This window comes from Corynebacterium sp. HMSC073D01, assembly GCF_001815555.1.
Lineage (GTDB): Bacteria > Actinomycetota > Actinomycetes > Mycobacteriales > Mycobacteriaceae > Corynebacterium > Corynebacterium glucuronolyticum.
Window position 1 is genome coordinate 1 of sequence record NZ_KV821080.1, and the last position, 12,080, is coordinate 12,080.

A 12,080-nucleotide genomic window follows, 5' to 3' on the forward strand; every position below is an offset into this window, starting at 1 on the left:
GATGGCACCACGGCGACCGACAAGGCCGGCGATGACGGCAAGTTCAGCATTCCTGTTGACAAGTCCAAGCTGAAGGAGGGCGACAAGATCACCGTCGTCGCTGAGAAGGAAGGCCAGAAGCCGTCCGAGTCGACAACTGTCACCGTTGGCCAGAAGGATCAGACCCCCGGGTTCGACACCACGGTTCAGCCTGGCCCGGGTGAGTCCAAGGTCATCCCGACCAAGGACGGCAGCAAGGCTCCCGCTGGCACGACTGCGAAGGTCATCGACGGTCCTGGCACCGCCACGATCGACAAGGACGGCAACCTGGTTGTCACTCCGAATAAGGATGCTAAGCCTGGTGACAAGATCAAGGTTCAGGTGACCTACCCGGATGGCACTACCGAGATCATTACGATCACGGTTGGTATCGACATGGGTCTCTGTGTTGGTGCTTCCGCTGCATCGGCTATCCCGCTGCTGCTCCTGACCCCGATTGCCCTTGGCCTGGCCATGGACAACCAGCAGGTGAAGGATATGACTGCGGGCTTCGGCAAGCAGCTGGAGGATATCAACACTGGTATTCAGAAGACTCTGGGTATTTACAACCCGGCTCTTGCTCAGCAGTTCAAGGTTCAGGTTGCTCCGCATCTGCAGAACATTGCTTTGGCGGCTGGCTTCATTGCCTCCATTGGCCTTCTGGCTGGTGTAGCCGCGTCGCAGTGCACCGTTCCCACTGAGGGTGGTTTGTCTAGCGATAAGAATGCGGATCAGGCGAAGCCGACCGCGTCTGCGCAGCCGACCACTGAGGTGCCTGTTTCTGAGGAACCTACCTCCGAGGCTCCTACCTCTGAGCTTCCGACTCCTGAGTCGCCTGCTCCTGAGGCATAACTAAATAACGCTTCTTCCACGGGCATCTAGTGCCCGGGGGAAAGTAACAAGGTAGCGCCCTGGCCGCACGGCTGGGGCGCTACTTTTTGGTCCACCCGGGGGCGATGGTGGTTTACCCGTTCTTGTCCTTCAAAAGCTTGGTCAGATTGAGAGCGGGGAACAAGGAGAGCTGTGTATCGTCGGTTACGTCGCAGCGGCGGGCGATGTTGGCGTTAATCCGGTTGCGGCGGACGATGAGGCGTAGGAGGGAGCGGTTATTTGCGTTGAGTTCCTCGCGGTGCCAGCGATGGTTTGAGATCATGTCGATTGCCGTGCTGATCACGGAGTCCGCACTCCGCTTGGGCACGTCGATGGGGGAGGCGATGTAGGCGGGGCCGTCATCGTCGTAGGTTGAAAATTCATAGTCGTCGAAGCGATGTTGGAGCGTGTCGCGTATTGTGTCCACATCCATCACGTCCACCTCTTTTAGTTTTCCCACGTTTTCTATGGCCAACAACGCCAGGTGGTCCTTTCGCCAGTCGCGGGTCACGGGATCGTAGAAGAACCCCCAGCCGTCGCCGGAGTCCATGAGGAGGAGCCGCCCGTGGTAGTAAAACCGGGGCTCGTTGGGGTCGAATTCGATTGCCGATGCCTCGTCGCGCCACCTCACCACGGCGCTGGTATGGGGGTAGTTGATGCCCGCCTCGTCGAGGAGTTCCAGCGCCTCGAGGAGGGAGTCCGCGTCCTGCTGTTGATTAATGACACTTTTCCGCATCTCCTCCCACGGTTTGGAGTGGAATTCGGAGTAGCTTTCCCAGTAGCAAAGGTAGGCGAGAAAGGTACGGGCCCATCGCCTGTTGCGTGGGTCGTACATGTACCAGTGATGCTTTGGATCCTGCATGATGCAGATTCCGGCGCTGGAGTAGTAGGTTGCACCCTCGCACGGGTCATCGTCCGGGACCGTCTCGAACACCCGACCGTTGGGGCCCTCTACCTCGCGGTCGTAGGTGTCATCGAGAATTTTTGTCTCGGCAACCACCTCGGCCTTCGCCTGGTTTTCCCCGATGTTGTAGGGCCACAAAAGCCTGTTTCCAAAGGTGGGTGTGTAGCCGTACCAATCGTCTAGGGCCTCCATGGATTCGGGATCGTTGTAGATAAATTCGTCAAGAAAATGCCGCTGTCCGTAGTCGTCGTCGGTGGAGATGTGTTTCCACTCGTCGCGCAGCTGTTGGGCGCGGTTGCGGGCCTCGTCCGCGTTGAGGGTTTCGCACGTGCCGGCCGACGCGGTGTCCATGAGCCAGTTGGCAAGCGGTGTGCGCACCCACTCGTCGCAGGTGGGATCGTAGAGGAAGCGGGTGTCGCGCCCGTCGTCCATGATGAGGAGCATCCCGGTGCTCACATACAGGGGCGCCGGGGGAACGTTGCCCCATTCGGAGCGAAGTGTTTCACTGTCCTCGTCTTCGGGCTTCCAGGCGTTTTCCCACTCGTCGTAGGATTTTTGGATGTCCTCGAGCTTGGCCTCGGCCTCGGCCTCGTCCTCGTCGAGTTCCTCGTGGGGCACCTTGTGGCCACGGCGGTTGAACCATTCGGCAAAAGAAGTGTTTTGCCAGTCGCTCATGCTGGGGTCGTAGAATCCGCTATCGCCAGGCCCACAGTCGCTTAGAAGCAGGCCTGCAACAACGTAGTAGTGGGTCTCCATGAGACAACCTTTCACTTGTGGGGTGGTTGCCTCGAACACCGGGGCAACCAGTGTTTAGGGGGATTGGTGGTGCGAGCGCACCGGAGAATGTCGCAGCGAGTGCGACTAGCAATCGTGGGGGAGTCAAGGGTCGCGCCTGAAAAAGATGAAGAAGAGGCTATACGCCCGAAAAATATTTTGTCCCCGATTGCAAAATTAATGTTACACCCCCGAGCGGTTTTATGGAACCTCGAGATGCCAGTCACGGCCCCGAGGTACCCCCGATTCCCCCTTACGGAATCTTCTTCGTCCACTCCTCGGTGCCGTACTTCTCCTCAACAAGCCGACGCGCGGCCGCAAGGTCTTCCTCGCTCAGCTCCGCGGGCACGGCACCGTACCGTGTGGCAAACTCGCCCACCATGGTGTCGATGATCTCCTCGCGGGGGATGCCCGTCTGTCGCCGCAGCGGGTCGACGCGCTTCTTGGCGGAGGCGATGCCCTTTGACGCGGTCTTCACCTTGCCCACGCGCAGCACCTCCATCATCTTGTCGGCGTCGATGTTGTAGCTCATCGTCGTGTGGTGGAGAACGGTGTGCTTGCGGCGCTTCTGCGCCGCGCCGCCGATCTTCCCGCCGGTGGAGGTGATGTCGTTGATGGGCACGTACCAGGCGTTCACGCCGAGCTTCTGCAGGCTCGCGAGCACCCATTGGTCCAGGTACGCGTACGAATCCGCATACGAGTACCCGGCCACGAGGCTGTCCGGCGCGTAAATGGAGTAGGTGATGCAGTTCCCACCCTCCATGAACATCGCGCCCCCGCCGGACATCCTGCGTACCGGTACGATTTTATACTTATCGACGCCTCCCTGGTTGAGCTCGTTGGAATAGCTCTGGTAGGAGCCGAACACCACCGCCTTGTCGTTCCACTCCCAGAAGCGCAGGGTGGGGGACCGCTTCCCGTCGGCCACCTGGTTCTGCAAAACTTCGTCGAGTGCCACGTTCACCGGCGTCGGCAGGGGACCGGGTCGCAGGATCTCCCAGGTGTGGTCGGTGAAGTCCGTGCCACCAGAAACGGCGCGCTTCACCGCCGTGGCGATGTCCTTGGTGGCAAAGCCGTGGAACTCCAGGTCCTCGAACTGTGAGAGTGCCTTGTCCAGTCGCGCGGTCATGCCGTCGGTAGGCTCCTTTATGGATAGCCCTTCAAACGCCGGGCTGATGGCCTCGTAGGCCTCCTCCGGGTCGAGAAAGAAATCGCCGGAGACCTGGGCTTTGGTGATGATGTTGTCCTGGGCGTCCACGTCGACGACAATCAGCTTGCCGCCGGGGACCTTGAGCTCAAAATGGTGAGATGTCATGTCCCCCAGCGTAGTCATTTAGGCTGACCTTAGATAAGGGTGGCAAGTGGGAACGAAAGTACTTTCTGTTTCTCGGCCTTCGGGGTAAAAATAAGTCATGAGCAAAGTGATCAGGATAGCCATCGTAGCCGTTCTCCTTGTGGGCATCGGTCTTGTCCTCGGCCAGATGATTGCGGGCTGGCCAGAGCTCTACGCCGAGCTAGGAAGGAATGTCATCCTTATCGGGTTAGGTGCTATGTGCATCTATATGGTTGCGAAAGTCGGACGCTCCTCTGCCGGTAGGAAGAATCCTCGCTAATCCGCGCGTACTCAGTGCGCAACGGCGCAATAAGGGCGCATTTATAGAAGCAGGTAGAAATGTTCCTGTGCCCTCTCGCGGCGGGAGTGGTGGGAGGCAGCTGCCTGTCGCTTCTAATCATCCAGCCCTAGCACGGCTCGCCATACGGGGATGAGTTCCTCGTGGTAGGTGTGGCCATGGCCGCCGGTCTGGCGGTGGGAGATCGGCATGTCGACCAACAGCTGCCAGCCGGTGAACAGTGGCCACCACACGAGGGCGGGGGTGCGGTCGGCACCGGGGAGATGGTCCTTCATCCAGCGGGGCGGGAGGAAGAAGATCGGCCAATCAAAAAAGGCCACCGGATCCGAGGTGTGTTGGACGAAGCAGATTCGTGGTGTCGCCCATCGTTCCTCGTAAGCCATGCCGCGCCAGTCGGTGGTGAGGTGTGCAGGGGTGGCAACGAACCGGATGTGCGCACCGCCGTCGACAACAGGCAGCGAGTGGGGAGTACTGCTCACGCGGGTGATGATCGGGGTGAAACGAGGGGTGCCGGTGAAGACGGCGCCGTCGACACGCTCCAGGAGGTCATCGTTACTCGCCGCACCGTAGGCACCGAGTGATTCCCCAGCGATGTACACGCCGTGGCTGCGCCGGTCGAGGATGGCCGAGAGGAGCTCACGCGCCGCATCGACAGGCGTGGAGCGGTCCGCAACGTAGGTGATGGGGCTTTGCAAGTAGGAGTACTGCATGGAGACGCTGGCAACATTGCCCCCAGTGAGGATTTCCGGAGCGGCGACGTGCCACGGGTTGACCCAGCCGGTGCCCGTGGAGATGTGGACGATGATGTAGTCCCGCTCCCACGCGCCGGTGCGGTCCATCTCGGCGAGGATGTCCTCCACCGTCGCTTCGATGCCACCGTAGATGCGGATGGGCTCTTGAACGTCCCCTTGAACGTCCCCTCGCGCGTCCCCGAGCTTGCGAGGGGACGGGAACGCGGTGACGAAGTCGCGGCCTTTGGCGCCGAGGGACTCCCAGGACATGAGGGAAGCGGGGGAGCCGGAGCGCAGCGGCGATGTCGGCCGGGCGAGGGTGGGATTAATAAACAGGTTGAGCTCTTCGGCCTTCTGCGTGATCCGGGAGGAGAGGCGCCGGACGATGAGGAAGCGGGTGCCGATGAGCCACGTCGTCGCCGTGATGGCCAGCGCCGACAGCGCCGGAACGGGGACGCGGGGGCGGCGCGGGAAGGCGCGGCGGATGAGACCACGCACCCAGCCGAACTGCGCCTTCATCACCTCCCCCACAAGGACGCACTCGGCGTAGCCCGCGGTGCCGAGGACGGCGCCGACGGCGGTGTCGCGCACGGCGGGGCGGGGCGACTCCACCAGGTCGGCGATCTCCCGCTGCCGGAAAATGGAGCGCACGAGGGCGACGCCGGTGATCGCGCCGGTCAGCGTGAGCGGTGCGCGGAAACGGCCGCCGATGGAGCGCGACACCCCGGCGGCGATGGCGTGGCCTGCGGCCTGGCATCCGGCGACGTTGAGGGCGGTCTGCCACATGCGGCGGGGGAGCAGGGAGGGGGACAGGGCTGCCCACGTGCCAATTTCTGCGCCGAGGAGAGCACCACGTCGGAAGAGTCTCACGCCTTAAAGGTTAACCCTGCAAACTTCATTCATCTAGTGGAAAATAAAGGCATGGATGATTTGCTTCAGGATTTGGAAGACCTGCTCGTCGGCATGGAGGCCAACGCCGAGCAGTACAAGGAGAAGATTGACAAGGTTCACCCGCGCCACAAGATCGGCGCGGTAAACCTGCTTGACTACGCCTACCTTCGCGCACACGACCACTCGAAGCTGCAGGCGGCGCTCTACCGCGTGGGCGCGACCCGCCTATCCACCACCGAGCCGTGCGTGCGGGCGCGGCTCCAGGCGGCCCACAACGTGGTCAGCCGCATCATGCACAAGGACATCAAATACGAGTTTTCCTATCTCTCTGACAAGATGGCCGAGGCCGACGACCTCCTCGAGGAGCACTCTGAGCTGCTGCTTGGCACCTCCCCGAACGATTCCCCGGCCCTCATCATGGTGACCCTGCCCGCCGAGGCCGCCGACGATTACGAGATGGTCCTCGATTTCGCCAAGTCTGGCATGGATCTCGCCCGCATCAACTGCGCTCACGATGGCCCCGAGGTGTGGAAGAAGATGATCGCCAACGTGCGCCGCGCCGAGGAGGAGATCGGCCACCGCCTCGAGGTTTCCATGGATCTCGCCGGTCCGAAGATCCGCACCGCTGGCATTGCCGACGGCCCCGCGGTCGGTCGCGCGCGCGTCACCCGCGACGAGGCGGGCGTCGTCCTCACGCGCTCTAAGCTGTGGATCACTCGCAAGCCGTACACCACCGACAATGTGCAGCCCCCGGCCCCCGCCGGCCTCCCCGGTCGCCCCGCCCTGCCCGTGCAGGTTGACGCGGCCTGGTTTGACCGGCTCACCGTCGGCGCGCAGATCATGGTGCACGATACGCGCGGTTCCCGCCGCTACTTCACCGTCACCGACGCCACCCCCGACGGTGTCCTCGCGCAGGGCGAACGCAACGCTTACATCGCCGACGGCACGCTCCTCGAGTGCGACTACGAGCGCACCCGCGTCACCGGCATCCCCACCACCACTCGCAAGCTGCGCCTCGAGGCGGACGACGAGCTCATCCTCACCACCGACCAGGCCGACGCCGATCTCGAGGCCCCGGCACTCCGAAAATCGGTTGTACTCTTCCGCTCGCCGTCGAATCGATCAAGGTCGGCGACGAGGTGCTTTTCGACGATGGGGCCATCGGTGCCCACGCCGTGAGCGTCGACAAGCACGGAGAGGAAACGGAGGTGACCCTCCACATCGACCGGACGAAGGTCGGTGGCGCCAACCTGGCCGCCTACAAGGGCATCAACCTCCCCGATACCGACCTCCCCCTGCCCAGCCTCACCGAGGAAGACGAGGAGAACCTGAAGTTCATCGGCGAATACGCCGACATCGCCGCCGTGAGCTTCATCCGCACTCCCGAGGACGTCGCCTACGTCCTGGACAAGATGCCCCGCGAGGACCTCGGCCTCCTCCTCAAGATCGAGACGATCCCCGGCTTCGAGAATCTGCCGCTCGTCATCCTCGAGGGGCTGCAGCACGAGCGCTTCGGCGTCATGATCGCCCGCGGTGACCTCGCCGTCGAGCTCGGCTTCGCCCGCATGGCCGAGGTGCCCCAGCAGATCCAGACCGCCGCCGAGGCCGCCCACATTCCCACCGTCATGGCCACCCAGATCCTCGAGAACCTGGCCAAGAACGGCCTGCCCTCCCGCGCCGAGATCACCGATGCGGCCGTTGCCCTGCGCAGCGAGTGCGTGATGTTGAACAAGGGACCGCACATTACCGATGCCATCAAGATCCTCGATAAGATGGCTAAGAAGCTGGGCAAGTCCCAGCGCAAAAACCGAATCATGCTCCGGCACATTCATTCCTGGGATCGAGACTGACATGTTGATCATTGCGCACCGCGGCGATAGCGAGCAGTACCCCGAACAGACGGCGGCCGCCTACGAATCCGCCTTCCACCTCGGGGCCGACGGCGTCGAAACCGACGTCCGCCTCACACGCTGCGGTGAGCTGGTCTGCATCCACGACCGCTTCCTCAACCGCGTCTCCGACGGCTCCGGCAAGGTCTCCACCTGCACCATGGACGACCTCTCCTGCCTCAACTTCGGCAGCGAGGACTGCCCCCAGCCCGTCCTCACCTTCCGCGAGTTCCTCGAAATCGGCGAGTCCTACCCCGACCGGCACCTCTTCATCGAGACCAAGCACCCGTCCCGCTACGGTGTCATGCTGGAGGAACAGATCGTGCGGCAACTGCAGTACTTCGGCCTATCCACGTCCGAGCGTGTCCACGTCATCTCCTTCAACCCGGTATCCATCCAGCGCATCCGCCGCATGGCACCGGCGCTCGACCGCATCTGGTTGCGCCAACTGCGCTACCTCTGGGCCAACCTTGCAATGGAGCGTTTCGGCAGCCCCACCGGCATGGGCCTGTTCATCCAGGAGGCAAAACTCAACCCCGACCTCATCGGCCGCCACGGCCTGCCCACCTACATGTTCACCGTCAATGACCTTGACGACGTCGACTGGGCGCGCGAGCGGGGAGTTAAGTATCTTGCTACTGACAACCCAAGTAAGGTAGTGCCCTATGAGCAAGAAAAAGAAGAAGGACCAGGATCTGCCCGAGGGGATGACCCGCAGGCAGGCCAAGCTGGCCAAGCGCGCCGCTGAGCGCGCCGCCCTGGAGAAGGACCCCCGCCCCTACGGCGGCCTCGACGCAGAAACCATGCTCGTCGCCCTCCAGGAATTCGTCCCCTCCGCCACCGCGGAGATCACTGTGCAGGACACCCCGGTCACCCTGGCCACGGTGCTCCCCGGTGCCGTCGCCGCCCTCGTGCGCGATACTGGCGAGCGCTTCGTCGCCCTCCAGTCCCGCCTGCGCTCCCACAACCCCGGGCGCGACCTCGCGTACTGCCTTAACTGGGTGATCAACGCCAAGCCCGGCGCCGTGCTGAACAACGCCACCAACGACGGCAGCCAGCCCGCCATCGCGGATATCTTCCCCGCCGGCGAGCTCGAGGTGACGGAGCACCAGGACTTCAACTGGTGGCTGCCCGAGGGCGCCGACCTGCAATCCAAGCAGATGATTGAGCAGGCCAACGCCTCCATCATGCCCTCGTACCAGGTCCACGCCGATGTCGACGGCACCATTTTCTGGGTCGACGCGGGCGACAAGGCCCACATCCGCTGGGTCCGCTCCGACGACGAGGACACCCTCCTCGCCTCCCTGGCACGCGCCGCCGCAAAGGACGAACTGCACCTCGGTGAAGACACCAAATTCGCCGGTGTCTTCCGCACCCACGGCATCCTCGTGCCCGTCTTTGACCTCGACCCCACCGTCAGCCATACCGAATACGACGCTGAGCTGAAGCGCCTGAACGAGTTCTTTGCCAAGGACACATCCAACACCGCGCAGCTCACCTCCGAGGAGCGGCGCAAGATGGAAAACATTAAATCGAGGCAGGTAACAATCAGATGATGAAGACGATCGGCGCTGTCGCAACGGCGTTCGCCCTCACCCTCGGTGCCACTGCGGGCACCGCCACTGCTGCGGAGCCGACATTCGACAACCTCTCCGCAAACCTTTCCTCCGCGTTCTCCGGTTCCTCCGAGACGCTGCCCCTGGAGCCCAACCTGCCTGTTGTTCCTGGTGGCACTGGTGAGGCCATCGACTACACCCAGCCGCTGCCCGGCAACGCCGCCAAGGATGCCCAATACGGCTTCCCCACCGGTGCCGCGCTCGGGCCGGAGAACGACTTCTACGCCGCGCTCATGAAGACGCTCGTGTACACCGGGCAGTACCCCAAGGGAATGAACGACTTCTCCTGCACCTCGGAGAAGAACCCGGTCATCCTCCTCCCCGGCACCACCACGAACATCTACAACGATTTCTCCAAGATGGCTCCTGCCCTCATGGACGCCGGCTACTGCGTGTACGGGTTTAACCACAACCCCGGAACCATCCCGGCGACCCAGTTCGCGGGCGACATCAAGGACTCCGCCCGTGCCCTCGGCCTCGTCGTCGACCGCGTGCTGAAGGAGACAGGCGCTGAGAAGGTTACCCTCGTCGGCCACTCCCAGGGTGGCGGCATCATGCCGATCTACTACATCAACAACTACGGCGGCGATAAGAAGGTCGATCACCTCATCGGCCTCGCACCCTCCAACAACGGCACGACTGTTGGCGGAATGTTCAAGGCCTCCGAGTTCACCAACGGTGTCGTTGACTTCTTCGCCGGCGTGGCATCGCGCCAGCAGCTCATCGGCTCCGACCTGGTCAATGAGGTGTACCACAACGGGCCGGTGACGCGCCCCGGCGTGAAGTACACGATGATCGCCTCCGCCACCGATCAGACGGTGACCCCGTACACCAACTCGTTTATCGACGAGCCCGGTGTCACCAACATCACCGTCCAGGATCACCACCCTGGATTCGTCTCTGATCACAACAACATGACCTACTACGAGCAGGTCATCGACCTCACCCTCCACGCCCTTAAGGCGTAGACCCGGTCTTTTCCACCGGCGAGACGGTTGTAACCCGTCTCGCCGGTTCTTGTTTTCTTGCCTCAGAAATTTCAGCCTTGAGGCCCTCCTGCTGGTTCTGGTAGATCATCGATCGGAATCGTTTTTCCGTCGACAAAGTATCGCACCTCCTCGTCGAAGGGGTTCAGACCGTACGGCAATATCGCATCCCCCATCGGCGGCTTCCTGCCGATGGAGGTGAAGCAATCGCCATTTCGGAACTGGAACCGAACAAGCTGCGGGTTGCGTGAGTCGATGAAAATGCGGATCAGCCCATCGGTAACCAGCGCATGGCACCCGGAGCACAGCGGGATGAGATTATCCGCGTTCGTCTCACCGCCGTCCTGCCATTCCTTGATGTGGTGGAACTCCAAGAACTGCGTGTGCGTGCAGCCGGGCATCGCGCACCGGTGATTCCAGAGGTCAAGCAGAGCTTTTTCCTGTGCCTTGCTCACCAAACAGCGGCGCCTGCCAAGCGCCATTGGGTTGCCGTTGCGGTCAACCCACAGGAATCGGTACGCTGCATTCCAGATGAACGGAACAATGTCCTTCGCCTCAGCTCCGAACTGCTCAGGGAGGGCGAGGGTGCCATTCTCCCGCAGTATGACGGTGACCTCGGCTCCCAGGGCGCGTACCTGCGAGCGTGGCTGGCTAAGCGTCATTGTGACCATCCCGAAGAACGCCGGCAGAAGTTCCCTCTTCACACACCTGCCAAAGCGTGACACAGCCTGCTTCTTCTCATCATGGGAAACCTCCCCGGATTCCATTGCCTTCTTCCTAATCAATTGGTCCTCCGGCGACTCGAGAATGTCGTCCACAGTGAACGAGGTCTGTTCTTTCTCCTCCGGCTCCGTCGGCTCGTAGTCGTAGGCGTTCGCGTCCTCCTCCGCAGCCTGTTCTTTCATCTCCGCTTCAGTATCCAGCCCATCAGCAATTCGCTGTGCCTCCTCTGCGCTGCAGCTTCGCGTCAAGCTGATAAACGCGACCTTGAGCGCTGCTTCAAACTCAGCGGTATGCATGGGATTGAGGTCGATGACAGTTTTCGACCAGCCAGTTTCTGGGTCCTTGACTATCCTGAACCCCTCCTTCTGTTCGTCGCCGCCGTCGTCCTTCTTTTGTCGCCCACCAAGCGCCTGCTCCAGTCCATCGAACGAGTTGTTGCTTGCTAAGTCGACGAGCTCAAGCTCATTTTCCTTGGTCATATATCTCAGTATCTTCCGCACTTTTGAGTAGGAGAGCTGCGCTGAAGCAAAGGCTTGGGTGAGGAATTCAAACTCCAGAAGCTTCAGCCCGACCTGGCAGTACTCGTACGCGGTTCGCTCCGACAACCCCAGCTCACGAACAAGATAGGAGTGAGGCGATGACACACCCACCCATGGAGCGACGTTGAGCGTCATGTAGATGCCAATCGCTAACAACATTCGCGCCTTCTCCATGGTCTCGTTGAGGAAGCGGAGTCGAATACATTCAGTTATTTGCTGCCCATCTGGGAGCTCTCCCTTGTCCCTGAGATTTCTACCTTGAGCTCGTGCCCAGGCTCGTTGAATTTTTTCCTCATTGAATGCCGTCATCTTCCATTCTTTCCCCCTCGCCCCGACATCGAGAGTGTGTTCGATATGTGATTGCCAGTATAGGGCGGAAAGGCTGGGTTTACGTTAACTTAAGGTGAACAATTTATAACAGTTCGATTTGTTCGAACACCGCTGTTTTTTTGTGTGGGAGCACCGGCGAGGGCCGTGTCGGAACGTTCGCCCCGCCCAGCGCGCAACG

The 12,080-nt window shown here is 61.6% G+C and carries 9 protein-coding genes and 1 pseudogene; 6 read left to right on the forward strand and 4 right to left on the reverse strand.

Annotated features, from left to right (window positions below; all coding sequences use genetic code 11):
* Positions 1 to 870, forward strand: an 870-nt coding sequence (locus HMPREF3044_RS13175) for a Rib/alpha-like domain-containing protein (RefSeq protein ID WP_305764101.1), incomplete at its 5' end; no start/stop codon positions are given.
* Between the two features lie 112 nt (positions 871 to 982).
* On the opposite strand, the gene HMPREF3044_RS10355 is transcribed toward HMPREF3044_RS13175, so the two are convergent.
* Positions 983 to 2,548: a hypothetical protein gene (locus tag HMPREF3044_RS10355; RefSeq protein ID WP_070741431.1), complete on the reverse strand. Its 1,566-nt coding sequence runs from the start codon at positions 2,546 to 2,548 to the stop codon at positions 983 to 985.
* A 271-nt stretch (positions 2,549 to 2,819) separates the two neighbouring features.
* Complete coding sequence (locus tag HMPREF3044_RS10360; RefSeq protein ID WP_070741434.1) at positions 2,820 to 3,899, reverse strand: lipoate-protein ligase small subunit; 1,080 nt, start codon at positions 3,897 to 3,899, stop codon at positions 2,820 to 2,822.
* A gap of 79 nt (positions 3,900 to 3,978) precedes the next feature.
* On the opposite strand from HMPREF3044_RS10360, the gene HMPREF3044_RS10365 reads away from it, so the two are divergent.
* Entirely contained in the window at positions 3,979 to 4,179 is a 201-nt protein-coding gene (locus tag HMPREF3044_RS10365; protein ID WP_070741437.1) for a hypothetical protein, read from the forward strand.
* Between the two features lie 113 nt (positions 4,180 to 4,292).
* Here HMPREF3044_RS10365 and HMPREF3044_RS10370 read toward each other — a convergent pair whose 3' ends face one another.
* Positions 4,293 to 5,798, reverse strand: a complete 1,506-nt coding sequence (locus HMPREF3044_RS10370; RefSeq protein ID WP_070741440.1) for an alpha/beta-hydrolase family protein — start codon at positions 5,796 to 5,798, stop codon at positions 4,293 to 4,295.
* A gap of 51 nt (positions 5,799 to 5,849) precedes the next feature.
* Between HMPREF3044_RS10370 and HMPREF3044_RS10375 the strand changes: the two are divergent.
* The 4 genes and pseudogenes from HMPREF3044_RS10375 to HMPREF3044_RS10390 all read left to right on the forward strand — a co-directional run bounded on the left by HMPREF3044_RS10375 (position 5,850) and on the right by HMPREF3044_RS10390 (position 10,292).
* Positions 5,850 to 7,669 (forward strand): annotated as a pseudogene (locus tag HMPREF3044_RS10375) (pyruvate kinase).
* A 1-nt stretch (position 7,670) separates the two neighbouring features.
* The gene (locus HMPREF3044_RS10380; RefSeq protein ID WP_070741443.1) at positions 7,671 to 8,456 is read left to right on the forward strand and encodes a glycerophosphodiester phosphodiesterase family protein; all 786 of its coding nucleotides are present in this window, start codon (positions 7,671 to 7,673) and stop codon (positions 8,454 to 8,456) included.
* A complete protein-coding gene (locus HMPREF3044_RS10385; protein ID WP_196793898.1) occupies positions 8,374 to 9,264 on the forward strand; it encodes a DUF5926 family protein in 891 nt (296 codons plus the stop codon). Before HMPREF3044_RS10380 ends, HMPREF3044_RS10385 begins: the two co-directional genes overlap by 83 nt.
* Complete coding sequence (locus HMPREF3044_RS10390; protein WP_070741446.1) at positions 9,261 to 10,292, forward strand: esterase/lipase family protein; 1,032 nt, start codon at positions 9,261 to 9,263, stop codon at positions 10,290 to 10,292. The genes HMPREF3044_RS10385 and HMPREF3044_RS10390 overlap by 4 nt, the downstream gene beginning before the upstream one ends.
* A 71-nt stretch (positions 10,293 to 10,363) precedes the next feature.
* Here the strand turns inward: HMPREF3044_RS10390 and HMPREF3044_RS10395 are convergent, their stop codons facing one another.
* Entirely contained in the window at positions 10,364 to 11,731 is a 1,368-nt protein-coding gene (locus HMPREF3044_RS10395; RefSeq protein ID WP_246821032.1) for an HNH endonuclease signature motif containing protein, read from the reverse strand.
* Positions 11,732 to 12,080 lie beyond the last annotated feature (349 nt).

Coding starts and splice junctions, on each gene's coding strand:
- HMPREF3044_RS10355 (WP_070741431.1), bottom strand. CDS start 2,548: ATGGAGACCCACTACTACGTTGTTGCAGGCCTGCTTCTAAGCGACTGT.
- HMPREF3044_RS10360 (WP_070741434.1), bottom strand. CDS start 3,899: ATGACTACGCTGGGGGACATGACATCTCACCATTTTGAGCTCAAGGTC.
- HMPREF3044_RS10365 (WP_070741437.1), top strand. CDS start 3,979: ATGAGCAAAGTGATCAGGATAGCCATCGTAGCCGTTCTCCTTGTGGGC.
- HMPREF3044_RS10380 (WP_070741443.1), top strand. CDS start 7,671: ATGTTGATCATTGCGCACCGCGGCGATAGCGAGCAGTACCCCGAACAG.
- HMPREF3044_RS10385 (WP_196793898.1), top strand. CDS start 8,374: ATGAGCAAGAAAAAGAAGAAGGACCAGGATCTGCCCGAGGGGATGACC.
- HMPREF3044_RS10390 (WP_070741446.1), top strand. CDS start 9,261: ATGATGAAGACGATCGGCGCTGTCGCAACGGCGTTCGCCCTCACCCTC.
- HMPREF3044_RS10395 (WP_246821032.1), bottom strand. CDS start 11,731: ATGTTGTTAGCGATTGGCATCTACATGACGCTCAACGTCGCTCCATGG.